Annotated in this window: 26 protein-coding genes; 8 read left to right on the forward strand and 18 right to left on the reverse strand. The window is 71.8% G+C overall.

Annotation, left to right across the window (positions count from 1 at the left end):
* Positions 1 to 57: 57 nt before the first annotated feature.
* The gene (locus tag ABD285_RS14810) at positions 58 to 465 is read left to right on the forward strand and encodes a GlcG/HbpS family heme-binding protein (protein WP_344203219.1); all 408 of its coding nucleotides are present in this window, start codon (positions 58 to 60) and stop codon (positions 463 to 465) included.
* Between the two features lie 49 nt (positions 466 to 514).
* Here the strand turns inward: ABD285_RS14810 and phoH2 are convergent, their stop codons facing one another.
* The 3 genes from phoH2 to ABD285_RS14825 form a co-directional block, all read right to left on the reverse strand.
* Positions 515 to 1,882 (reverse strand): RNA 5'-3' helicase PhoH2, encoded by a 1,368-nt coding sequence (gene phoH2, locus ABD285_RS14815; protein WP_344203221.1) that lies wholly within the window; start codon positions 1,880 to 1,882, stop codon positions 515 to 517.
* Between the two features lie 174 nt (positions 1,883 to 2,056).
* Positions 2,057 to 3,178 (reverse strand): aminotransferase class V-fold PLP-dependent enzyme, encoded by a 1,122-nt coding sequence (locus ABD285_RS14820; protein ID WP_344203223.1) that lies wholly within the window; start codon positions 3,176 to 3,178, stop codon positions 2,057 to 2,059.
* A gap of 15 nt (positions 3,179 to 3,193) precedes the next feature.
* Positions 3,194 to 3,982, reverse strand: a complete 789-nt coding sequence (locus ABD285_RS14825; RefSeq protein ID WP_344203225.1) for an isoprenyl transferase — start codon at positions 3,980 to 3,982, stop codon at positions 3,194 to 3,196.
* Between the two features lie 53 nt (positions 3,983 to 4,035).
* On the opposite strand from ABD285_RS14825, the gene trhA reads away from it, so the two are divergent.
* Positions 4,036 to 4,722, forward strand: coding sequence for a PAQR family membrane homeostasis protein TrhA (gene trhA / locus ABD285_RS14830; RefSeq protein WP_284254852.1), 687 nt, complete (start codon positions 4,036 to 4,038; stop codon positions 4,720 to 4,722).
* On the opposite strand, the gene ABD285_RS14835 is transcribed toward trhA, so the two are convergent.
* Positions 4,719 to 4,991, reverse strand: a complete 273-nt coding sequence (locus tag ABD285_RS14835; RefSeq protein WP_284254851.1) for a hypothetical protein — start codon at positions 4,989 to 4,991, stop codon at positions 4,719 to 4,721. The genes trhA and ABD285_RS14835 overlap by 4 nt on opposite strands.
* Before the next feature lie 56 nt (positions 4,992 to 5,047).
* On the opposite strand from ABD285_RS14835, the gene ABD285_RS14840 reads away from it, so the two are divergent.
* Positions 5,048 to 5,476 (forward strand): DUF4307 domain-containing protein, encoded by a 429-nt coding sequence (locus ABD285_RS14840; RefSeq protein WP_344203227.1) that lies wholly within the window; start codon positions 5,048 to 5,050, stop codon positions 5,474 to 5,476.
* Positions 5,477 to 5,573: 97 nt separating this feature from the next.
* A complete protein-coding gene (gene greA, locus ABD285_RS14845; protein ID WP_284254849.1) occupies positions 5,574 to 6,062 on the forward strand; it encodes a transcription elongation factor GreA in 489 nt (162 codons plus the stop codon).
* Here the strand turns inward: greA and ABD285_RS14850 are convergent.
* From ABD285_RS14850 to ABD285_RS14860, 3 genes are read right to left on the reverse strand one after another with little or no spacing between them, the layout of a single operon-like run.
* A complete protein-coding gene (locus tag ABD285_RS14850) occupies positions 6,059 to 6,586 on the reverse strand; it encodes a pyridoxamine 5'-phosphate oxidase family protein (RefSeq protein ID WP_284254848.1) in 528 nt (175 codons plus the stop codon). The genes greA and ABD285_RS14850 overlap by 4 nt on opposite strands.
* 38 nt (positions 6,587 to 6,624) lie before the next feature.
* A complete protein-coding gene (gene ilvA / locus ABD285_RS14855; RefSeq protein WP_344203229.1) occupies positions 6,625 to 7,848 on the reverse strand; it encodes a threonine ammonia-lyase in 1,224 nt (407 codons plus the stop codon).
* 25 nt (positions 7,849 to 7,873) lie between these two features.
* A complete protein-coding gene (locus ABD285_RS14860) occupies positions 7,874 to 9,073 on the reverse strand; it encodes an AI-2E family transporter (RefSeq protein ID WP_284254847.1) in 1,200 nt (399 codons plus the stop codon).
* A gap of 120 nt (positions 9,074 to 9,193) precedes the next feature.
* On the opposite strand from ABD285_RS14860, the gene ABD285_RS14865 reads away from it, so the two are divergent.
* Together ABD285_RS14865 and ABD285_RS14870 are read left to right on the forward strand one after the other, a co-directional pair.
* Positions 9,194 to 9,535 carry a DUF3467 domain-containing protein gene (locus ABD285_RS14865; RefSeq protein ID WP_284254846.1) on the forward strand — a complete coding sequence of 114 codons (342 nt, stop codon included), beginning with the start codon at positions 9,194 to 9,196 and terminating at the stop codon, positions 9,533 to 9,535.
* 48 nt (positions 9,536 to 9,583) lie between these two features.
* Positions 9,584 to 10,774: a winged helix-turn-helix domain-containing protein gene (locus tag ABD285_RS14870; RefSeq protein ID WP_284254845.1), complete on the forward strand. Its 1,191-nt coding sequence runs from the start codon at positions 9,584 to 9,586 to the stop codon at positions 10,772 to 10,774.
* Positions 10,775 to 10,795: 21 nt separating this feature from the next.
* Here the strand turns inward: ABD285_RS14870 and ABD285_RS14875 are convergent, their stop codons facing one another.
* A complete protein-coding gene (locus tag ABD285_RS14875) occupies positions 10,796 to 11,689 on the reverse strand; it encodes a M48 family metalloprotease (protein WP_284254844.1) in 894 nt (297 codons plus the stop codon).
* A 48-nt stretch (positions 11,690 to 11,737) separates the two neighbouring features.
* A complete protein-coding gene (locus tag ABD285_RS14880; RefSeq protein WP_284254843.1) occupies positions 11,738 to 12,310 on the reverse strand; it encodes a LemA family protein in 573 nt (190 codons plus the stop codon).
* A gap of 35 nt (positions 12,311 to 12,345) precedes the next feature.
* On the opposite strand from ABD285_RS14880, the gene ABD285_RS14885 reads away from it, so the two are divergent.
* Positions 12,346 to 12,894: an adenine phosphoribosyltransferase gene (locus tag ABD285_RS14885; RefSeq protein ID WP_284254842.1), complete on the forward strand. Its 549-nt coding sequence runs from the start codon at positions 12,346 to 12,348 to the stop codon at positions 12,892 to 12,894.
* Here ABD285_RS14885 and ABD285_RS14890 read toward each other — a convergent pair.
* From ABD285_RS14890 to ABD285_RS14930, 9 genes are all read right to left on the reverse strand, one after another.
* The gene (locus ABD285_RS14890; RefSeq protein ID WP_284254841.1) at positions 12,891 to 14,186 is read right to left on the reverse strand and encodes a D-arabinono-1,4-lactone oxidase; all 1,296 of its coding nucleotides are present in this window, start codon (positions 14,184 to 14,186) and stop codon (positions 12,891 to 12,893) included. The genes ABD285_RS14885 and ABD285_RS14890 overlap by 4 nt on opposite strands.
* Positions 14,183 to 15,412, reverse strand: coding sequence for an alanine racemase (locus tag ABD285_RS14895; RefSeq protein ID WP_344203234.1), 1,230 nt, complete (start codon positions 15,410 to 15,412; stop codon positions 14,183 to 14,185). The genes ABD285_RS14890 and ABD285_RS14895 overlap by 4 nt, the downstream gene beginning before the upstream one ends.
* A complete protein-coding gene (locus ABD285_RS14900; RefSeq protein WP_344203236.1) occupies positions 15,409 to 16,686 on the reverse strand; it encodes an MFS transporter in 1,278 nt (425 codons plus the stop codon). Before ABD285_RS14900 ends, ABD285_RS14895 begins: the two co-directional genes overlap by 4 nt.
* Positions 16,683 to 17,300, reverse strand: coding sequence for a TetR/AcrR family transcriptional regulator (locus tag ABD285_RS14905; protein WP_284254839.1), 618 nt, complete (start codon positions 17,298 to 17,300; stop codon positions 16,683 to 16,685). Before ABD285_RS14905 ends, ABD285_RS14900 begins: the two co-directional genes overlap by 4 nt.
* Positions 17,301 to 17,436: 136 nt before the next feature.
* Positions 17,437 to 18,444, reverse strand: coding sequence for a sugar phosphate isomerase/epimerase family protein (locus ABD285_RS14910; protein WP_284254838.1), 1,008 nt, complete (start codon positions 18,442 to 18,444; stop codon positions 17,437 to 17,439).
* 31 nt (positions 18,445 to 18,475) lie between these two features.
* Positions 18,476 to 19,576: a Gfo/Idh/MocA family protein gene (locus tag ABD285_RS14915; RefSeq protein WP_284254837.1), complete on the reverse strand. Its 1,101-nt coding sequence runs from the start codon at positions 19,574 to 19,576 to the stop codon at positions 18,476 to 18,478.
* Positions 19,573 to 20,313 (reverse strand): sugar phosphate isomerase/epimerase family protein, encoded by a 741-nt coding sequence (locus tag ABD285_RS14920; RefSeq protein ID WP_284254836.1) that lies wholly within the window; start codon positions 20,311 to 20,313, stop codon positions 19,573 to 19,575. Before ABD285_RS14920 ends, ABD285_RS14915 begins: the two co-directional genes overlap by 4 nt.
* A 77-nt stretch (positions 20,314 to 20,390) precedes the next feature.
* A complete protein-coding gene (locus ABD285_RS14925) occupies positions 20,391 to 21,101 on the reverse strand; it encodes a ThuA domain-containing protein (RefSeq protein ID WP_284254835.1) in 711 nt (236 codons plus the stop codon).
* Positions 21,098 to 22,279, reverse strand: a complete 1,182-nt coding sequence (locus ABD285_RS14930; protein ID WP_284254834.1) for a Gfo/Idh/MocA family protein — start codon at positions 22,277 to 22,279, stop codon at positions 21,098 to 21,100. The genes ABD285_RS14925 and ABD285_RS14930 overlap by 4 nt, the downstream gene beginning before the upstream one ends.
* A gap of 130 nt (positions 22,280 to 22,409) precedes the next feature.
* On the opposite strand from ABD285_RS14930, the gene ABD285_RS14935 reads away from it, so the two are divergent.
* Positions 22,410 to 22,955 (forward strand): DnaJ family domain-containing protein, encoded by a 546-nt coding sequence (locus ABD285_RS14935; RefSeq protein WP_344203248.1) that lies wholly within the window; start codon positions 22,410 to 22,412, stop codon positions 22,953 to 22,955.
* Positions 22,956 to 22,957: the final 2 nt, after the last annotated feature.

The following is a 22,957-nucleotide window of genomic DNA, read 5'->3' on the forward strand; positions in this document are numbered from 1 at the left end:
CGGCCGCTGCGCCCGGTCTGCTACGGTCCGAGCGTCCGCCCGATCGAAGGAGCCCCCGTGCCCGTCGTCACCCTCGCCCGCGCCGAGGCCATCCTCGACGCGGCCCTGGCCGAGGCCGCCCGGCACGACCTCGCCGTGAGCGCGGCCGTGGTCGACGCGGGCGGTCACCTGGTCGCGTTCCGCCGGATGGACGGGGCCGAGATCGCCGGCCCCGCGCTCGCGGTGGACAAGGCCTACACGGCAATCGCACTCAGCGGCTCGACGGCCGACCTCGCCGCGGAGGCGCAGCCGGGGGGTGCGCTGTTCGGCATCCAGAGCACCGGCGGCGGTCGCTTCGTCGTCTTCGGCGGCGGGGTGCCGGTGCGCGACGGCGACCTCATCGTGGGCGGCGTCGGCGTGAGCGGCGCTCCCGATCCTGCCGTCGACGACGCCTGCGCCCGGGCGGGCGCGGCCGCGTTCGGCTGAGCCCGCCGGGCCCTCCCGGCGTCACCGCCGCCACCGGGATGTCGACCGGTCAGCCGAGCTCGTTGGACTCCAGCAGCTCGGTCACGAGCGCCGCGATCGCGGAGCGCTCCGAGCGGGTGAGCGTGATGTGCCCGAACAGCGCGTTGCCCTTGAGCGTCTCGATGACGCTCGCGACGCCGTCGTGCCGGCCGACCCGCAGGTTGTCGCGCTGCGCCACGTCGTGGGTCAGCACCACCCGCGAGTTCTGGCCGATGCGCGAGAGCACCGTCAGCAGCACGTTGCGCTCGAGCGACTGCGCCTCGTCGACGATCACGAACGCGTCGTGCAGCGAGCGGCCGCGGATGTGGGTGAGCGGCAGCACCTCGAGGATGCCGCGCTCCACGACCTCCTCGAGCACGTTCTCGGAGACGAGGGCGCCGAGCGTGTCGAAGACCGCCTGGCCCCAGGGGTTCATCTTCTCGTCCTTGTCGCCGGGCAGGTAGCCGAGCTCCTGCCCGCCGACCGCGTACAGGGGGCGGAAGACCATGATCTTGCGGTGCTGCTGCTTCTCGAGCACGGCCTCGAGGCCGGCGCACAGCGCCAGGGCGCTCTTGCCGGTGCCGGCGCGGCCGCCGAGGGAGACGATCCCGATCTCCGGGTCGAGCAGCATGTCGATGGCGAGACGCTGCTCCGCGCTGCGACCGTGCAGTCCGAAGACGTCGCGGTCGCCGCGGACCACCCGCAGCATCCCGCGATCCACGACCCGGCCGAGCGCCGAGCCGCGGTCGGAGTGGATGACGAGGTTCGTGTTGATCGGCAGCTCGGCCACCGCGCGCGAGGCGATGGTCTCGTTGTCGTAGAGCTCGGCCATCTGCTCGCTCGACAGGTCCAGCTCGGCGACGCCGGTCCAGCCGGAGTCCACGGCGAGCTCGGCGAGGTACTCCTCGGCGGCCAGGCCGATCGACGCGGCCTTCACCCGCAGCGGCAGGTCCTTCGAGACGACGACGACGTCGAGACCGTCGTTGGCGAGGTTCATCGCGACCGCGAGAATGCGCGAGTCGTTGTCGCCCAGCTGCAGGCCGGAGGGCAGCACCGACATGTTGGTGTGGTTGAGCTCGACCCGCAGCGTGCCGCCGTCGTCGCCGATGGCGATCGGGAAGTCGAGACGCTCGTGCTCGACACGCAGGTCGTCGAGCTTGCGCAGCGCCTGCCGTGCGAAGTAGCCGATCTCGGGGTCGTGCCGCTTGCCCTCGAGCTCGGTCACGACCACGACGGGCAGCACCACCGAGTGCTCCGCGAACCGGAACATCGCGCTCGGATCGCTCAGCAGAACGGAGGTGTCGAGCACGTACGTGCGCTCCCCCTGCCGAGGGACCGACCGCGTGTCGCGAGTCTGGGTGGATTCGGGCGAGGGCTTGTCGAGCGCGGGCACTGCCACTCCATCCCCGGGAGCCCTCTCGGCGCTCCCGGACTCTCATCTGCGGAGCGGCCGGGGCTCGCGGAGCGAACGTGTGTGGCCGCCCCGATCGGACGCCGTGTCCGATGGGGCGAACGTAACCCCCGCCCGGCTACCGCCTCCCGCGACACGCGCGCGCGGCGGCTAAGACTGAGCTCAGACGGTCGTCAGGGTCGCGAACGACTGCAGGGCCGAACGCAGCATCGAGAACGTCTCCTCGTCGGTCGACGCGTGCGTCGACACGCGCACGGTGCCCGCCCGGACGGTGACGCTCACCCCGTGGTTGTGCAGGGATGCCGCGAGCGCCGTGAGCTGATCCTCCGCGGGCTGCAGCACCACGATCCCCGCCCGCTCCGACTCGGTGCGCGGGGAGCTCACCGGCACGGCGAACTCGTCGGCGAGCTCGATGATCCGGCTCACGTGCGTCGCGATCCGCGCGTTGATGGATCCCACCCCCACCTCCGCGATCTCCTCGAGGGCCGCCGACAGCCGAGCCTGCGCGATGGGGTCGGGGTTGGTCAGCAGGAACTTCGAGGCGTCGGCCGCCGGCTCGCGCACCTCGTCCATCGGCATGGTCGCGCCGTCGTCGCCTGCGAAGCCCGACCAGACCGGCGTCAGGTGCTCGAGCGCCCGCTCGCTGAGCGCCATGAAGCCGGTGCCCCAACCGGCGCGCGGCCACTTCTGGCCCCCCGCGACCACGACATCCGCGAGCTGCCACGGGGCGTCGACGACGCCGAAGCACTGGGTCGCATCGATCACGAGCAGGCGGTCGCCCACGACCTGGCGCAGGCCCTCGAGGTCGGCGAGGAACCCGGTGCGGAAGTCGACGAGGCTGAGCGCGACGGCGACGATCGACGGTGTGAGCTGGTCGCGCAGGTTACCCGGGGTGACCCGACCGTGGTCGGTCTCGACCCAGGCGGGCACGAGCACGCCCAGGGCGCGCGCCGCCCGGTCGGCCGCGTAGCTGAGCGACGGGAACTCGGCGGGCGAGAGCGCGACGCCGCCCGTGATCCCGAACATCGCGTGCATGAGTCCGGTGCTGGTGTTCGGCTGGAAGACCACCTGGTCCGCGGGGAACCCGGTCAGCGCCGCCACGGCGGAGCGCAGCCGGGCGCCCTGCTCCAGGAAGACCCCGAACCCGCCGAAGCGCGCTCGGGCGAGCGACTCGGTCATGCCGGCGAGCTCGCCGCGCACCGTGCGGCCGATCGGGCCGACGCCGGCGAAGTCGAGATATCCCGGCTCCTCGTCGAACCCGCCGGCGTAGTCGTCGATGTCCATGCGTCGTCCCCCGCTCTATTGCCCGTACCGGCGCTCGCGGCTCGCGAACGCACGGATCGCCCGCAGGAAGTCCACCTCGCGCATGTCGGGGCCCAGCGCCTCGACGAAGTAGAACTCGCTGTGTGCGCTCTGCCAGAGCATGAAGTCCGACAGCCGCTGCTCCCCGGAGGTCCGGATGATCAGGTCGGGGTCGGGCTGACCCTGGGTGTAGAGGTTCTCGGCGATGAGCTCCGGGGTCAGGATGTCGGCGAGATCGTCGATCGTGCCGCCGCCGAGGCCATGGGTGCGCACGATCTTGCGCATGGCATCCGCGATCTCGCGCCGGCCGCCGTAGCCGACCGCGAGGTTGACGTGCAGCCCGGTGTTCTCGGCCGTCATCGTCTGCGCGTTCCGGAGGTCGTCGACGAGACTCTCCGGCAGGCCGTCGACGGTGCCGACGTGCTGGATGCGCCACTCGCCCTCCTCGGCGAGGTCGCGCGCGAGGTCGCCGATGATCACGAACAGCTGCTCGAGCTCGTCCCCGGGACGCCCGGTCAGGTTGTCGGCGGAGAGCAGATACAGGGTGACCACGCGGACGCCCAGGTCGTCGCACCATTCGAGGAACTCGCGCATCTTCGCCGCTCCGGCCCGATGCCCGTGGGCGGCGGTCTCGAGGGCGCGCTGCCGGGCCCAGCGACGGTTGCCGTCGATGATCATCGCGACGTGGTGCGGCAGGGACGCGTCGGTGAGCGAGCGCCGCAGCCGGGCCTGGTACAGGCGGTAGAGGATCCCCCCGCTCGCCAGGTCCGATCGCTCACGCGCCACGACCCATACGCTAGCCGGGGCGGCTGCCAGGTTGCTCCTCCTAGGCTCGGCGCATGCGCTCATCGCTCGACACGCCGGCCGACGGCGGGCGCGTTCTCGACGTGGAGGCCAAGCCGCGCTGGCGGGGATGGATCCACCTCGCGACCACGCCGGTCGCGGTCGTGCTCGGCATCGTGCTGATCGTCGTGGCGCACGGTGCGGCGGCGAAGGCCGGCTCCGCGATCTTCATGGCGACGGCCCTGCTGCTCTTCGGCGTCTCGGCGATCTACCACCTGCTCCCGGCGCCGTACGCCGCGAAGCCGCGGCTGCGCCGCTTCGACCACGCCAACATCTTCCTGCTCATCGCGGGCACCTACACGCCCCTCTCGCTCACCGCCCTGGTCGCGCCGGAGAGCACCATCCTGCTCGTCGTGGTCTGGGGCGGCGCCCTCCTCGGGATCGCATTCCGCGTCTTCTGGCTGAGTGCGCCCCGCTGGCTCTACGTGCCCATCTACCTCGCGCTGGGGTGGGCAGCGGTGCTCTACGCCGGCGACCTGATCGCGTTCGACGCGATCGCGATGCTGCTCGTTCTCGCGGGCGGGGTCGCCTATTCGCTCGGCGCGGTGTTCTACGCGCTCAAGCGGCCGAACCCCGTGCCGGGGGTCTTCGGGTTCCACGAGCTGTTCCACGCCTGCACGAGCGTCGCGTTCCTGGCGCAGTGGGTCGGCATCCTGCTCGTCGTGCAGCACCCGGTCGGTTAGCCGCGCGGGTCGTCGCCCCCGGCCGCGTCGCCCGTCGTGCCGCTCGCCTTCGCGGCTTCCTCCGCCTCGAGCCGTTCGCGGATCTGCGCCCGGTAGTTCACCCGCCGCAGGCGACGGACCATGTCGAGGATCAGCAGGATCACCACGACGCCGATCGCGGCCATCACCGCGAACCCCCAGGGACCGGGCGTGACGGCGTCGGCGTCGAACCCCGGCGACGGCGAGGGAGACGGGGCGGCGCCGAGCACGGCGGCGAGGGTCCAGAGCACGGTCGGCCTCTCAGAGTCGGGCGGATAGCCTCATCTCAGAGTAAGGGAGCCCCGCCGTGTCCATCACCCACCGGCCCGCCGCCGCCGCGGTGGACATCGACGCGCGCTACGGTCGCACCCCCCAGCGTCGACGGCGTGCCGTGGTCGTCGCCGTGCTCGTCGGCGTCGCCGTCGTCGCCACGGCCGTCGTCTGGGTCATCTGGGTGGGGTTGTTCACCCCCGGGGCCGCGATCGACAACCAGGACATCGGCTACCGCCACGTGAACGCCTCGACCCTGCAGGTCACGGAGCAGATCTCGGCGGACCCCGGCACGCGCGTCACCTGCAGCTTCGAGGGCGTGGACGAGAAGTTCGCGATCGTGGGCTGGAAGATCGTCGACATCCCGCCGTCGACGCAGCGCACGTTCCGGCACAGCGTGACCGTGCGTATCTCGCAGCCGGCTGTGAACGGCACCGTGGGCGCTTGCTGGCTGACGAAGCCGTGACCTAGTCTTGACCGACCGCTGAATTGGATGTACCCGAGACCGGCCCCGGCCGGTCTTCTTGTTTATCCGGCGGTGTCCCGATATTCCGAGGAGCATCATGTCCGACACCACGGCCACGACGTGGCTGACCCAGGAGTCCTACGACCGGCTGAAGGCCGAGCTCGAGGAGCTCAGCGGGCCCGGGCGCGCCGGCATCGTCGAGCGGATCGCCGCCGCGCGCGAGGAGGGCGACCTCAAGGAGAACGGCGGCTACCACGCCGCGAAGGACGAGCAGGGCCACATCGAGGCGCGCATCCGCCAGCTCACCGAGCTGCTGCGCCACGCGAGCGTCGGCGAGCCGCCGCAGAGCCACGGCGTCGTCGAGGTCGGCACGGTCGTGACCGCGAAGATCGCGGGCGACGACACCAAGTTCCTGCTCGGCAGCCGTGAGGTCGCGGGCGACACCGAGCTCGACGTCTACCCGGCGACGAGCCCGCTCGGGCAGGCGATCCTCGGCATGAAGGTCGGAGCCAAGGGGACGTACACCGCGCCGAACGGCCGCGAGATCCCCGTCGAGGTCGTCGACGTCGAGACCTACCGCGCCTAGGGCGTCGCGGCCGGCGGCGCCGGCGGGAACACGAAACGAGTCGCGTCGGTGGGGAAGCTGAACCACGCCAGCACGGTGTCCGGTCGGAGCACACGGAGCCCGCCCCCGTCGTCGCCGGCCCAGGCGTCGGCCGCGGGCGCATACCCGGCGGCGTGGTATTTGCCGAAGGCCGCGGCGAGCCGCGCGCCGACGTCGTCCGGCTCGGCGCGGGCCGCCTCGCTGCGTCCCTCGACGATCACCGCCTCGCTGCCGCTCTCGAGCGAGAGCGAGCACGCCGGGTTGCGTTCGAGGTTGCGGGCGTGGCGGGTCTCGGCCGAGCCGTCGTACCAGAACGCGTCGTCGACCCACACGCCCCAGCGCGGGATGAGGTGGGGCCGCCCGTCGGGACGGACCGACGCGAGCCAGTAGTGCTGCGATCGCTCCAGGCGCCCCCGCACGTCGGCCCACGCGAGCAGGCCGGAGTCGTCGTCGGGCAGGCCGTAGCCGGCGGGGAGGATCGGGCGTTCGCGGCGGGGTCCGGTCATTCCCCCGACCGTAGGGCCCACCGCCGACGTCGCGGTGCTCAGCCGCCGACGCGCGGGCGGTAGCCGGCGGCGCGGAGCTGGTCGAGCACGTGCTCCGCGTGAGTGGGGCCGCGGGTCTCCATGTGGATCTCGATCTCGACCTCGGTGATCTGCAGGCCGTTGCCGTGCCGTGTGTGCAGCACCTCGACGACGTTCGCGTTCGCATCGGCGATCAGGTCCGCGATCGTCGCGAGCTGGCCCGGGCGGTCGGGCAGCGGGATGCCGACGATGAGATACCGGCCGGACGCGGCGAGGCCGCGGCTGACGATCCGCTCCATGACCATCGGGTCGATGTTGCCGCCCGAGAGCAGGAACACGGTCGGACCGGTCACCGCGAGCTTGCCGGTGATCGCGGCCGCGACCCCCACAGCCCCGGCGGGCTCGACCACGAGCTTGGTGCGCTCGAGCAGCACGACGAGGGCGGCGGCGGTCTCGTCGTCGGTGACCGTCACGATCTCGTCGACCGTGCGCCGGATGATCTCGAAGTTGAGCGAGCCGGGGCGCCCGACCGCGATGCCGTCCGAGATCGTGGGCGCCGTCGTGATCGACACCGGCTCCCCCGCGGCGAGGGAGGGCGGGTAGGACGCGGCGTTGGCGGCCTGCACGCCGATGATCCGCACCTCGCGCCCGAGTTCCGGCGCGAGCTGGGCGAACGCCGATGCGACCCCCGAGATCAGGCCGCCGCCGCCGACGGGCACGACCACGTTCTCGACATCCGGAACCTGATCGAGGATCTCGAAGGCGAGCGTGCCCTGGCCGGCCACGACATCCGGATGGTCGTACGGCGGGATCATGACGGCCCCGGTGCGCTCGGCGAACTCGAGCGCCGCGAGCAGCGTCTCGTCGAACACGGTGCCGTGCAGCACGACCTCCGCGCCGTAGCCGCTGGTCGCCTCGAGCTTGGGCAGCGCGGCGCCGATCGGCATGTAGATGGTCGCGTGGATGCCGAGCTCCCGCGCCGCGAGCGCGACGCCCTGGGCATGATTGCCGGCGGAGGCCGCCACCACCCCCCGCGCCTTCTCCTCGGGGCTCAGCTGCGAGATCCGGTTGTAGGCGCCGCGGATCTTGTACGAGCCGGTGCGCTGCAGGTTCTCGGCCTTCAGGTGCACCGGATGCGCGAGCAGGTCGGTCAGGAAGCGCGACTCCTCCATGGGCGTCACGGTGGCGACCTCGCGCACCCGCTCCCGTGCGGCGCGGATCTCCTCCAGCGCGGGGCCCGGCATCACATCTGCCGGGCGCGCGCTCGTGTCACTGGACAACGCCGTGCGGTCCTCTCGTCGGTTCGGTGACGTCGCTCTCGTCGGGGTGCGGGTCGATGCGCCACTCGCCTCGGGCGATGTACCCGATCATGACATTCAGCACGGCCACGATCGGCACCGCGAAGAACGCCCCCGGGATGCCGGCGATGAAGCCCGCCGCCGCGACCGAGAGCACGACGGCGACCGGATGCACCTTGACCGCGGTGCCCATGACGAAGGGCTGCAGCACGTGGCCCTCGATCTGCTGCACGAGGATCACGATCGCGAGCATGATCACCGCCGGCAGCGGCCCGAGGTAGACCAGCGCCACGAAGACGGCGAGCACGCCCGTCAGCACCGCGCCGACGACCGGGATGAACGACCCCAGGAACACGGCGATGGCGATCGGCAGCACCAGCGGGAATCCGCCGAACACGAGACCGAGGATCCAGGCGCCCAGCCCGATCCCGACGGCGTCGATGAAGGCCACGAAGATCTGCACCCGCACGAAGCTCGTGAGGGTCGACCATCCCGCCTCCCCCGCACCGCGCACCGCGACCCGCGCCCGCTTCGGGAACAGGCGCACGATCCAGGCGAAGATGCCGCGCCCGTCGATGAGGATGAAGACCGTCGAGAACAGCGTGATCAGCAGGCCGGCGAGCACGTGCCCGAACGTCGAGCCGATCGACAGGGCGCCCGAGAGCACGCCGCTCGAGTCCTTCTGGATCGCGGCCCAGGCGTCCTGGACGTAGCCGTCGATGTCCTTCGCCGACAGGTCGAACGGATCCTGCGCCAGGAACGCCCGGAGGTCGCCGATGCGCTGCATGGTCTGCTTCTGCAGGTCGGGGAACCCGCTGCGCACCTGGAGCACGATGAGCGTCACGAGGCCGCCGACGACCACGATGACCGCGACCAGGCACACGACGACGGCGAGCCATTTGGGCCAGCGGTGGCGCTGGAGGAAGTTCGAGAACGGCACGAGGAGGGCCGAGAGCACGACCGCGACCATGAACGGGATCGCGACGATGTGCAGGGCGACGAAGAGATAGCAGAACAGCGCGACGACGGCCGCGACCACCAGCACCCGCCACGACCAGGCCGCCGCGATGCGCATGCCGGGCGCGACGGTCTCGTCGGCCGTCGCCGACACGACGGGGCGCACGGCCTCGCCTCGCCGGTCGCCGCGCTCGGAGCGCTTGCGGAACACCATCCGGTCAGTCTGCCAGCCCGCCCTGTTCGCTCCGGACCTCGCACCGGGTCCGCGTGCGGCTCACACCCGGCTCGGATGCGACGATCAGCCGTTCCGGTGCGGCCGGGTCATACTGACTCGATGGCAGACGCCCAGCCGGAGCAGCCCCGGCCGACCCGCATCGACATGAACCTCCAGCCGACCGAGGAGGTCGGGGTCTTCGCCGACTTCGCGAACGTCTGGAACACGCCGAACACCTTCGTGCTCGACTTCCTGTCGGTGAAGGAGCCACCGCATCCGGCCATGACACCCGAGGGTCCGGATCCCGACGGCCCGACGGTGGTGGATGCCCGCGTCGCGGCGAGGGTGCGGATCCCCTCGGAGCAGGTCGGGCCGCTGATCCAGGCGCTGCAGACGCAGCTCAACGGCTGGCTGGCCGCGCAGGGGCGCAACGACCCGCCCGACAACTGGCTCGGCGCCTGACCCCGCGACCTGCTCGCCGGTGTCGGCCGCTCCGGCGAGGATGAAGGGATGCCGGACTCGCTCTCGCCCGCGGCCGCGCGCCGCGTGCTCCTCGCGGCACAGGGATTCGGATCGCGTCCGTCGACCACCGGCACGCGCCAGCTGAACCTGCTGCTGACGCGACTGCGTCTGCTGCAGCTGGACTCGGTCAACGTCTACGAGCGCAGCCACTACCAGCCCGCGTTCGCGCGTCTGGGCGCCTACGACCGCGGGCTGCTCGACCGGTTGACGTTCGCCCGGCGTTCGGCCTACACGGAGCAGTGGGCCCACGAGGCCGCGATCGTGCCGATCGAGGACTGGCCGCTGTTCGCCTGGCGGCGCGAGGCGTTCCGCGCCAAGTACGACGAGTGGTTCCGCGAGAACGCCGGCATCGTCGACTGGCTGCGCGCCGAACTGGCCGCCCAGGGGCCGCGCACGTCCGGCGACGTCGAGCACGAGGAGAACGTGCGCGGCGGCCCGTGGTGGGGGTGGTCGTCGACGAAGCGGGGCCTCGAGATGCTCTTCCGCAGCGGCGACGTCGCGATCGCCGGCCGCACCCGCTTTCAGCGCGAATACGCGCTCGCCCCGACCGTCCTGCCGCCGGAGGTCCTCGACGTGCGCATCGCGAAGGCCGACGCGCTTCGCGAACTCGTGCGCCGCGCTGCGGTCGCGCTCGGCATCGGCACGATCGCCGACCTCGCGGACTACTACCGGCTGTACATCGACGACACGAAGCAGGCGGTGCGCGACCTCGTCGACGCGGGCGAGCTGCGGCAGGTGCGCGTCGACGGCTGGAAGCAGGACGCCTACCTGCACCGCGACGCGCGCATCCCGCGGCGCATCGAGGCCGCCGCCCTGCTCTCGCCCTTCGACCCGGTCGTGTGGGATCGCGACCGTGCGCTGCGCATGTTCGGGTTCCACTACCGGATCGAGCTCTACACACCCGCCCCGAAGCGCGTGTACGGCTATTACACGCTGCCCGTGCTGGTCGACGAGGCGATCGTCGGCCGTGTCGACCTGAAGAGCGACCGGCAGCGCGGCGCCCTGCGCGTGCAGTCCGCCTGGACCGAAGAGGGGGCGCCGGCGTCCGCGGTCGAGCGGACCGCCCTCGCCGTGCGCGAGGCGGCCGGATGGCAGGGCCTGCCCGACATCGAGGTGGTCGACCGCGGCGACGCGGCCCGCGCCCTCGCATCGGAGCTGGGCACCTCGCCGGTCAAGTAGCGCCGCAGGGCGGCGGCGCGCCTAGAGGCGCTGGGCGTTCTGCTCGAGGCGGGCGATCCGGTCCGGGATCGGCGGATGGGTCGAGAACAGGCGGGACATGAACCCGGGCTTGTCGGGCTGAGAGATCCACAGGTGCGACATGCTCGAGGTGGTGCGCCGCACGGGCTGGAAGCCGGCCTGCAGCTTCGCCAGCGCCGACTCGAGGCCCTCGGGGTCGCGGGTGGTCAGCGCACTCGACGCGTCGGCGAGGTACTCGCGCTGGCGCGAGATCGCGGCCTGCACCAGCGCCGCGGCGATGGGCGCGAGGATCGCCGCGACGATCCCGATGGCGAGCACGATCAGCAGCGCCGGGCCGCCGAGGTTGTTGTTGCGGCTGCGCCCGCCGCCGAACAGCACGAACCGGAACACGATGTCCGAGATCAGGCCGATCGCGACGACCAGGCCGAACACGATGAGCGAGACCCGGATGTCGTAGTTCTTGACGTGCCCCATCTCGTGGGCCATGACGCCCTCGAGCTCCCGGTCGGTCATCATGTCGAGCAGGCCGGTGGTCGCGGCGACGGATGCGGTCTGCGGGTTGCGACCGGTGGCGAACGCGTTCGGCGCCGGGTCGGCGATCACGTAGACCTTCGGCATCGGCAGCCCCTCGGTGATCGCGAGGTTCTCGACGATCCGGTACAGCCGCGGGTTGTCCGCCTTCTGGATGGGGCGGGCGCCACTGATCATGAGTGCCTGCGCCGACGCGAAGAAGTACTGGAACACCGCGTAGAGCGCCGCGATCACGAACACGACGATCGCGATCGACCAGCTGTTGAGGAGCCACGCGGCGAGCACGCCCAGGCCGCCGATGATCAGCAGGAACACCGCGATGATGAACACGGTGTTGCGCTTGTTGGCGGCGATCGCGGAATACATGCGATCAACCTCTCCGGTGCTGCGGTGTCAGTGTCGGGAAGACGTCGGTCAGAACTGCACGCGCGGCGGCTCGGCGATGGCCGACGGCTCGTCGACCTCGAAGAACTCGCGCTCCGTGAATCCGAGCCCCCGCACGAACAGCGTGTTCGGGAAGACCTTGATCTTGGTGTTGAGCTCGCGCACGCCGCCGTTGTAGAACCGGCGCGAGGCCTGGATCTTGTCCTCGGTGTCGACGAGCTCCGCCTGGAGCTGCAGGAAGTTCTGACTGGCCTGCAGCTGCGGGTACGCCTCGGCGACGGCGAAGATCGACTTCAGGGCCGACTGCATCTGGTTCTCGGCCTTGCCGGCCTCGGCCGGGCCCTGCGCGGAGAGGGTCGCGGCGCGCGCCTCGGTGACCTTCTGGAACACGCCGGACTCGTGCGCGGCGTAGCCCTTCACGGTCTCGATGAGGTTCGGGATCAGGTCGGCTCGGCGCTTGAGCTGCACCGTGATGTCGCTCCACGCCTCGTCGACGCGGACGTTCATCTTGACCAGTCCGTTGTAGGTGGCCCAGAGGTAGATGCCGATGATGAGCACGAGGGCCACGATCACGACGATCAGGATGATGAGTCCGGTGAGCATGGGCTCATGGTAGGGGACGCGACCCCCGGCCGCCTATGAGCGCGCCTAGCCTTGACCGGGTGAGCGCTGCGAGCGAGGCCCTGGATCGACTGATCGCGACCGTGCCCGGCTTCCCCGAGCCCGGCATCCTGTTCCGCGATCTGACGCCGGTGCTGGCCGATCCGGATGCCCTGCGCGCGGTCGCGTCGGAGCTCGCGGCCTCCGCGCACGGACCCTACGACGCGATCGCCGGGGTCGAGGCGCGCGGGTTCGCGCTGGCGGCGGCCGCCGCGGCGGTGAGCGGCACCGGTCTCGTGCTCATCCGCAAGGCGGGCAAGCTCCCGCGCGCGGTGTACCGGCGCGAGTACGCGCTCGAGTACGGCACCGCGGCGCTGGAGCTGCACCGCGACGAGCTGCCGCGCGGCTCGCGCGTGCTGCTGGTGGATGACGTGCTCGCCACCGGCGGCACCCTCGAGGCGGCGCTGGGGCTGCTCGCCGACGCGGGGCTCCAGGTCGCGGGCGTGTCGGTCGCGCTCGAGCTCGCGGCGCTCGGCGGCCGCGCGCGGCTCGCGCGCGACGACGTGCGGGCGATCGCCGTCGTCTAGCTCAGCACGCGGTCGAGGTACGGGTTCGTGAAGACGTGCTCCGGGTCGAGACGCCCGCGCACAGCGAGGAAGTCCGCGAAGCGCGGGTAGCGCGGCTCGAGCTCCGCTCGCCCCAGCGTGTGCATCTTGCCCCAATGGGGCCGGCCGTCGTGCGCGAGGAAGATCCGCTCGGCGGCCGCGAAGTAGGCGGCCGGGTCCTCGCGGATCGAGCGGTGCACCGCGATGTAGCCGGAGTCGCGGCCGTACGAGGTCGACAGCCACGTGTCGTCGCGCGCGGCCACCCGCACCTCCACCGGAAACTCGATGCGCCATCCGGCATCGTCGATCGCCCGCCGCAGCTCGCGCAGCGCCGAGGGCACGGCTGCGCGCGGCAGCGCGTACTCCAGCTCACGGAACCGCACATCGCGCGGCGCCGTGAACACCTCGTGCGAGTGGTCGACGTACTCGCGGTCGCCGTAGACCCGGGTCGCGAGCCGGTTGATCGGCGGCGTGAGCGCCGGCACGACGCGGCCGACCGCGCACTTGGCGGCCAGCACCACGTTGGACAGCAGCCGCTCCTCGATCCAGTTGGCGAGCGGTCCGACGGGGCGGCGCTCGGCATCCGCGGGCAGGCGGGTGTTCTGCTTGGTCATGACGCGCTCGGTGTGCGGCCACCAGTAGAACTCGACGTGGTCGGCGGCGGTCATGCGCGGCTCGAAGTCGTCGAGCACCTCCTCGAGCCCGGCGGGCCGCTCGATCGCGTGCAGCAGGAAAGCGGGCACCGCGCGCACGGTGATGTCGGTCAGGATGCCCAGGGCCCCGAGGCCGAGCTGCACCGCCCCCAGCAGCTCGGCGTTCTCGCGCTCGGAGACGGTCAGGATGCCGCCGCCGGCCGTCACGAGCGTCGCCCCCGCGATCCGGGTCGCCAGCCCGCCGAAGCGCGCACCCGTGCCGTGCGTGCCGGTGCTCGTCGCTCCGGCGAGCGTCTGCCGGTCGATGTCGCCCATGTTCTCGAGCGCGAGGCCGTGCGTGTGGAGCATCCGGGTGAGGTCGTGGAGGCGGGTGCCCGCGCCGATCGTGACGAGGTCGCCGTCGATGCGCCGGATGCCGCCCAGCGCCGAGACGTCGACCTGCACGCCGTCGGCGGCGGCGATCGCGGTGAAGCTGTGGCCGGCGCCGATCGCCTTGACGGTCAGTCCGCGCTCGCGTGCTTCCCGCACGACGGCCGCGACCTCCTCCGCGCTTCCCGGTCGCGCGATCTCCACCGGATGCGCGACCGCCGACCGCCCCCAGTTGCGCCAGGTCGGGCTCACAGGAAGGTCTTCCGCTCTCCGCGGTAGGTGGGCAGGGTGCCGACGACGCGGCCGTCCTCGACGACGGCGAAGGCATCCAGGTGCTCGCTGATCTCGCCCGCCTTGGTGTGCCGCAGCCAGACCCGGTCGCCGACGTGCAGGGTGCGGGCGGCCTCGCCGAGCAGCGGCGTCTGCACCTCGCCGGCGCCCTCGCGCGCGAGCATGGTGAGCCCCTGCGGCCACACCACCTGCGGCAGGCGGTCGGCCGCCGCCGGCCCGGAGGCGATCCAGCCGCCGCCGAGCACCGTCGCGATGTCGATGGTCGGCCGGCGCACGACGTCGAGCGCGAAGGCGGCCGCGGGCGCGGGCGCGAAGCGCGTGTATCCGTCGAACAGGTGCGGGCCGAACAGCCCGGAGCCTGCGGCCACCTCCGTCACAGACTCGTCGAGCCGGGTCGACTCGATCGACCCGGTGCCGCCCCCGTTGACGAACTCCAGCTCGGCGAGGCGGCGCACGCCCGCGACGGCGCGGCCACGGCGCTCCGCGAGCTCCGTCGCCGACGACGCCTGCATGCGGCGGATGACGGGGTGACCCTTGTTCACGACGCCGGCGATCTGCGCCTCGTACGCCATCATCCCGACCAGCCGGAAGCCCGGCCGGCGCACCACCTCGGTCGCGAGCGCGACGACCGCCTCGGGTTCGTGCAGCGGCGAGCGCCGCACGCCGATATGCCCGAGCAGCGGCGCACGGTACGACGCGTCGAGCTCGACCGCGATCCGGAGTTCATTGCGCGCATTCGGGGGTGCCACGGCGTCGACGAGGACCAATTGGGCGATGTCATCGACCATGAGGGTGATGCGGGCGGCGAGCTTCTCGTCGGAGGCGAGGCGTGCGATCGCGGTGCGGTCGGCGGTCGGGTAGCCGACCAGGATGTCCTCGTAGCGCTCGTCGCCCGTGTCGGCGAGCCAGATCGCCTCGGCGAGCGTGTACGCCATGACGCCCCGGAATCCGGGCAGCGCGAGCACGGCATCCAGCACGCCGCGCACGCGAACCGACTTCGACGCGACCCGGATCGGCGTGCCCTGCGCCCGCTCCAGCAGGTCGTGCGCGTTCGACGCGAGCGCCTCGAGCCCGATGACGCCGACGGGCGCCGAGCGCTTCAGGGTGGCCGCGGTCAGCGCGGGCCAATAGGTCTCCGGATGCCGCCACGGCGCCGACTCGGGCCGCGTCTCGAGATTCAGTTTCATCGCACGCTCCTGATCGGGAGGATGGCGAGCGCGCCGAGGATCGTGGCGAGCCCGGAGAGCAGGAACAGCGTCACGAATCCGCCGAGGCTCACGACCACGAAGGCGCCGAGCAGGGGGGCGAGAGCCTGCGGCACGGCGAGCGCGATGTTCATGATGCCGAGGTCCTTGCCGCGGTCGGCGGGATCCGGCAGCACCTGGGTGGCGAGCGCCTGGTCGACGGCGAGGAAGCTGCCGTAGCCGAGGCCGAGCAGCGCCCCGCCGACCATCGCGACCCCGAAGACGGGCACCAGCCCGAGCAGGAGGGCGGCGACCGCCTGCAGGATCGCGGCGACGATCACGAACGGCTTGCGCCGCCCGATCCGGTCGGAGAGCCGCCCGCCGACCAGCGACGCGATCACGATGAACACCATGTAGACGAGCACGAGCTCGAGCAGGGCGTCGTTGGCGTCCGCGGCCTTCAGGTGCAGGCCGAACTCGAGGAAGTACAGCAGCAGCCCGGTGCCGAGGGCGTTGCCGATGTTGACGAGGATGCGGCCGAGCAGCGTCCAGCCGAAGTCCGGATGCGCGCGGGGCGACACCCACATGCCCTCGATGAGGGCGGCGAGCGTGAACGGCGGGCGGTCGGCGCGGGCGAGGCGGGCATCCGGGGCGAGCACCAGGAACGGGATGACGAGCAGCACGAGCAGCACGGCGAGCGCCGTGTAGCCGGCCACGTCGCCCACGAAGACGAACGTGACGAGCACGATGCCGAGGATGATGCCGACCGCCTGCGGCGCCGAGATGAACGCGGCCACCACCCCGCGCTGACCGACCGGCACCTGGTCGGAGATCGTGGCGGTCAGCGCCGCGGTGAGCACGCAGAATCCGACGATCGCGAGGGCCCAGCAGATGCCGAGGCCGACCAGCTCGTTCTGGAAGCCGAGCACGAACACCGCGAGGGCGAACAGCAGCGCTCCCCCGGCGATCCACGGGCGGCGGCGCCCGAATCGCGAGGTCGTGCGGTCGCTCAGCGCGCCGGTGAGCGGGTAGGCGACGATCGCGCACACCCCCGCGATACCGGAGATCACGCCGAACGCGAGCACCGAGTCCTGCCACGGGGTGTCGCCGACTTGTCGCTCGACCTGGAGCGGCAGAAGCTGCTGGAACGGTGCGAGCTGCGCCATCCAGACGCCGAGCCACGCGGCGGCGAACGCGGCGATCCACCTCCCGCCGACGCGGCGCCGTGGTTCGGCGAGGGCGGCGGGGGTTCCGGCGGCGGAAGCGGTCTCGGTCATCGGGTCTCCTTCGATCCGGTGTCGGGTGCTGCGAAGACGGCGAGGGCATCGGCGGCCAGGTCGAGCACGCGCTCGGCGGCCGCATCGTCGCGGTCGGCGAGCCACGCGAGCGTGGCGCCGTCGGTGATCCCGACGACGAGCCGCGCGAGGTCGGCCACGGGGACCGCCCAGCGGATACCGAGCCGGGCCGCGCCGGTCTCGAGCAGCGCCGCCGCGACCGCGTGATAGCGCGCATACTGCTCGGCCGGCAGATCGTGCAAACCGGGCGTGCGGAGCGCGTGCTGGGTCAGCTCGAACATCGCCTGCTCGCGACCGGGATCGCGGCGCACGAGCGCGAGATAGCCGCCGAGGGCGTCGCGCAGCGCGCCGCGCACGTCGGCGGCGTCGCCGAGCAGGGCGCCCGCCGCGTCGCCCTCCTGCGCGACGACGAGCCCCACGACGTCGCGCAGCAGCTCGTCGCGCGACGGGACGGCGTAGTGGAAGCTCGCGAGCGGCATCCCGGCCTCGGCCACGATCGCCCGCGTGGATGCCGCGGCCAGCCCGTCGCGCGCCGCGACCGTCAGCGCCGCCTCGGCGAGACGGGCACGACGGTCGGCGGCGGCGATGCGGGCCATAGTGGGACGAGTGTCCCAGACAGGTGTCCGGTACGCAATGCCCGGCTTCACCGCATCCGATCGCCTGTTTGCCATCCGATCGGCACCGCGGACGGCGCATTGGATGGCAAACGGTGGATCGGACGCGCGGGGCGGGTCAGTCCTTCGTCGAGAACGCCGCGTCGAAGGAGGTGGTCGGCAGCTCCCACAGCAGCGAGCGGATGAAGCCGACGGCCTCGGCCGCGCCGCGCAGGCGGTCCATGCCGGAGTCCTCCCACTCGACCGAGATCGGGCCGGTGTAGCCGATCTTGCGCAGCGCCCGGAAGCAGTCCTCCCACGGCACGTCGCCGTGCCCGGTCGAGACGAAGTCCCAACCGCGCCGCGGGTCGCCCCACGGCAGGTGCGACGACAGCGCGCCGTAGCGACCGTTGCGCGGCTTCAGGCGGGTGTCCTTGCAGTCGACGTGGAAGATCAGGTCGGCGAAGTCGAGGATGAAGGTCACCGGGTCGATGTACTGCCACATCATGTGCGACGGGTCCCAGTTGAACCCGAAGCTCTTCCGGTGGTCGATCGCCTCGAGGGTGCGCAGCGACGTGTAGTAGTCGTACGCGATCTCCGACGGGTGCACCTCGTGCGCGTAGCGCACGCCCTCGGAATCGAACACGTCGAGGATCGGGTTCCAGCGCTTCGCGAAGTCCTCGTAGCCCTTGTCGATCACCTCGCCCGGCACCGGCGGGAACATCGCCACGTACTGCCAGATCGACGAGCCCGTGAAGCCGATCACCGTGTCGACGTCGAGCCGGCGCGCGGCGCGCGCCGTGAGCTTCATCTCCTCGGCCGCACGCTGCCGCACGCCCTCCTGCTCGCCGTCGCCCCACACGCGCTTCGGCACGATCGCCTCGTGCCGGAAGTCGATCGGGTCGTCGCACGTCGCCTGGCCCGACAGGTGGTTCGAGATCGCGAACAGCTTCAGCTCGTGCCGGTCGAGCACGGCACGGAACTCGGCGAGGTACGCGTCGTCCTCGACGGCGCGCTGCACGTCGAGGTGCGACCCGCACGCGACCTCGAGGCCGTCGTAGCCCCACTCCTGCGCGTGCGCCGCCACCTCCTCGAGCGACAGGTCGGCCCACTGGCCGGTGAACAGGGTGACCGGATGCGTGCTCATGGCTTCCTCCTCGAGCTGCGGCTAGAGCGTCCTACAGGGTGGCGACCGTCGGGTCCCAGTCCTCGGGCATGCGCGGCGAGCGCGCGGTGGTGCTGGCGACCTCGACCACGGCCCCGGAGGTCGCGGCCTCGCCGAGCGAGAGCATGACGTCGAGCACGTGGTAGGCCAGCGCTCCGGATGCCCGCTCCGGCACGTCGGCCCGGATGGCGCGGGCGAGCTCCAGCACACCCGTACCGCGGCCGGGCTGCTCGCCGACCTTCTTGGTCACCGGCGTCCCGCCCCACGGGAACACCTCCGTGTCGCCGTGGAACTGGTTCGGATCGGGCAGCACCATGGCGCCCTGGTCGCCGAGCACCTCGAGCACCGGGGTGTAGGCGAACGCGCTGTCGAAGCTGAACTCGACCTGGGCGACCGCCCCCTCCTCGAACTCGAGGATCCCGTACACCTGGGTGTCGACGTCCACCTGCAGCACCGCGCCCTCGCGGGGGCCGGAGCCGATGACGCGCTCCGTGCGCGCCCGGGTGGCCCGGCCCTGCACCCGCGCGACCGGCCCGAGGGCCTGCACGAGCGAGGTGAGGTAGTAGGGCCCCATGTCCAGCAGCGGTCCGCCGCCGGGCTGGTAGTAGAAGTCCGGGTTCGGGTGCCACGGCTCCGGCCCGGAGCTGCGGAACACCGCCCGCGCGGTGACCGGCGTTCCGATCTCGCCCGCGTCGATCGCGCGCAGGGAGGTCTGGATGCCGCGCCCGAGCACGGTGTCCGGCGCGCTCGCGACGCGCAGGCCCTTCTCCCGCCCTCGGGCGAGCAGCTGCTGCCCCGACTCGCGGTCGAGCGCGAACGGCTTCTCGGCCCAGATGTGCTTGCCGGCGTCGAGGATCTGCAGCCCCACCGGCACGTGCGCCGCCGGGATCGTCAGGTTGACGACGATCTCGATGCCGTCATCCGCCAGCAGCTCGTCGACCGTGCCGGAGCCCGCGACGCCGTACTTCTCGGCCTGCTCCTGCGCCCGGTCCAGCGCGATGTCGGCGATGAACCGCACGTCGAGGTCCGGGAACGTCGTCATGTAGTCCAGGTACTGCCTGCTGATGACGCCGGCTCCGATGATGCCGACGCCGACCCTGCCCGTTCCGCTCACGCGCGGTCCCCCTCGGTCTTCGTCACGAATGCGAGGCCCTCGGCGAGGCCCTCGAACAGATCGCCCGCGTAGGCGTCGAACTCCAGCACGCGCACGGCGCCGGGCGCCGCGGCCAGGATGTCGGCCACCGGCACCTTGCCGCTGCCGACCGGCAGCTGCTCGGTCGGGTCCTCGCTGAGCGACCCGTCCTTCACGTGCAGGAACCCGACCCGATCGCCCAGGCGGCGCAGCAGCTCCGGCGCGTCCTGTCCGCCGACCGTCGCCCAGTAGGTGTCGACCTCGAGCACGACCTCGGGCGCGAGCTCGCTCACGAACAGGTCGTACGCGGTGCCCTCGCCGAGCGGCTCGAACTCCCACCAGTGGTTGTGGTAGCCGACCTTGAGGCCGCGGCCGGCGGCCTGTGCGGCGAGGTCGTTGAGGCGGGCGGCGACGCGCTTGACCTCGTCGGCGTCGGTCCAGACGTCGCGCACGGCGGGCTCGATGGCGACCGGGATGCCGAGCAGAGCCGCGGCGTCGAGCGCGGCATCCGCGTCGGCGTCGACGAGCGAGGTGTGCCCCGACGAGACGCCGAGACCGGCGGCCTCCAGGTCGGCGTGCAGCGCGTCCGGGCCGTTCGCGAACCCGAAGGGCTCCACCTGTGTGAAGCCCAGCTCGCGCAGGCGAGCCAGGGTTCCCGGCCGGTCCGCGGCGAGCGCGTCGCGCACGCTGTAGAGCTGGACGGAGATGGGGGCGCTCACTGTTCCTCCTTGGTTGACCGGCTGCCGAGACGGCGGCCGGCGCTGGGGTCGCGGTGAAGGCCAGAAATGGCCTTCACTTACAGCTCCACCGCGCGGGCGGCCCACAGGAGGCCGCGCTCGATGATGGTCTTCACGTTGGGGTCCTGCAGGATCTCGACCCGGTGGCCCGGGGTCGAGACGAAGATGCGGCCCTCGCCCCACAGTCGGGTCCAGATCGCCGGCGAGACGATCGGCCGGTGCCACGGGTGGTAGGGCTGCACCGGGTGGGTCGTCGTGGCGAGCACGTCGTTGAGGTCGTCGTGCAGCACCCAGTACTGCTCGGTCTCGAGCTCGAAGTCGTCGATCCCGGCCATGATCTCGTGCGAGCGGCCGAGGTCGGTCAGGTTCACGGTGTAGCGCAGGTAGTTGTCGTCCATGTCGCCGTGCACCTGGTCCGGGGCCTTCGAGGGATGCACCGCGAACTGCCCGCCGATCATCTGCAGGTACCACTCGCTGTTGCGGTACGAGTCGGCGATGCCGCCGTGCCACCCGGCCATGCCGGTCCCGCCCTGCTCGACGGCGCGACGGAGCCCGGCGAGGGCCTCGCGCGAGATCGTCGACATCGTCACGAGCTGCAGCACGAGGTCGGTCTCGTCCATCACCGCCTCGTCGGTGTAGATCTCGTTGGACTCCTCGATCCGCACCTCGAAGCCGTTCTGCTCGAGGAACGGGATGAACAGGTTGGTCGCCTCGACGGGCTGATGCCCGTCCCAGCCGCCTCGGACGACCAGCGCCTTGCGCTCGCTCACTTCTTCTCCACCTTCGTCAGCCGGCTCTCGTCGCCGGCACTGGTCTCCACCGCCGCGAGCACACGCTGAACCTGCGCGGCGTCGTCGAACGTGGGATGGATCTCGGAACCCGCGTCGATCGCGCGCACCAGGTCGACGACCTCGTGCACGAACGCGTGCTCGTAGCCGAGTCCGTGCCCGGCCGGCCACCAGGCCTCCAGGTACGGGTGCTCCGGCTCGGTGACCTGGATGCGACGGAAGCCCTGCAGGCCCGTCTCGTCGTCGGCGCTGAAGTACTCGAGCTCGTTCATGCGCTCGAAGTCGAACGCGATCGACGCCTTCGAGCCGTTCAGCTCGATGCGGTTCGCGTTCTTGCGGCCGAGCGCCATCCGGGTCGCCTCGAAGACGCCGAGGGCGCCGTTGTCGAAGTCGGCCGTGAACACGGCGGCGTCGTCGACGGTGACCGGCCCGCGCTCCGCGCCCGACGCGCCGCGGCCGCCGAGACCCACGCTCTCGCCCTGCACCGGGCGGGAGGTGACGAAGGTGCGCAGCTGGGCCGAGACGGCCGTGATCAGGGAGGCCGAGATCCACTGCGCCGAGTCGATGATGTGCGCGCCGATGTCGCCGAGCGCGCCGGAGCCCGCCTTCTCCTTGTCGAGGCGCCAGGTGAGCGGGGCGTCGGGGTCGCTGATCCAGTCCTGCAGGTACTGGGCGCGCACGTGCCGGATGTCGCCGAGCCGGCCCTGGGCGACGATGCGCTGCATGAGCGCGACAGCCGGGGTGCGGCGGTAGCTGAAGCCGCACATCGCCAGCACGCCGCGGGTGGCCGCGTCGCGGGCGGCGTCGGCCATGCGCTCGGCCTCGGCGACGGTGTTGGCGAGCGGCTTCTCGCACAGCACGTGCTTGCCCGCCGCGAGCGCGGCGAGCGCGATCTCCTCGTGGCTGTCGCCCGGGGTGCAGATGTCGACGACGTCGATGTCGTCGCGCTCGACGACCTGCTTCCAGTCGGTCGCGGCCTCGTGCCAACCCTGCTGCCGGGCGGCCGCCTCGGTGCGACCGGCGTCGCGCCCGACGATGACCGACATCTCCACGTCGCGGGGCAGCTCGAACATGCGCGGGGCGACCCGCCAGGCCTGGGAGTGCGCGCGTCCCATGAACGCGGTGCCGATCAGGGCGACCCGCAGCGGGGTGGTCGACATGTCTTCTCCTCGTCGAGATCGAAGCGGGGGTGGTGGCGCAGAGAAAAGTCGCGCAGGATCCACAATAGTTTCGCGAACCGGTCGGGCGGAACGCCTCCCGATGACGGATTTCGATGTCTAGGGTCGAAGTATGGCCTCACCGGGACGGCCCGAGGAACCGGAGCCGATCGACCACGAGGGCGCGGCCGCGCGCGAATCGATGAACCGGCGTGCCCACTTCGTCGAGATCAGCATCCAGCAGGCGATGCGCCGGCGTGAATTCGACGACCTTCCGGGCGCCGGCAAGCCCCTCCGGATGCGCCACACGCACGATCCGGACTGGTGGATCCGCAGCAAGATCGAGCGCGAACGCCTGAGCGGACTCGGCCCGCCGGCCCTGACGCTGCGGACCGAGGATGCGCAGCTCGACGAGCGGCTCGACGCCCTCGCCTCCGAGTCGGCGGTGCGCGAGCACCTGGATGACTTCAACCGACGGGTGGTGGAGGCCCGACGCCAGCTGCAGGGCGGTCCCCCGGTCATCACGCCCACGCGTGACCTCGACGCCGAGGTGCAACGCTGGGCGGCTCGCCGCACGACGCGGCTGCGCGAGGCGTCCGAGCGACGAGAACGCGAGGCGGCCGAGGAGGCTGAGTCGCGTCGCGCCCGCGGCTGGCGCCGCTGGCTCGGCGTCCGCTGAGG

It is taken from the genome of Pseudolysinimonas kribbensis (assembly GCF_039531715.1).
In the GTDB taxonomy this organism is placed as follows: Bacteria; Actinomycetota; Actinomycetes; order Actinomycetales; family Microbacteriaceae; genus Pseudolysinimonas; species Pseudolysinimonas kribbensis.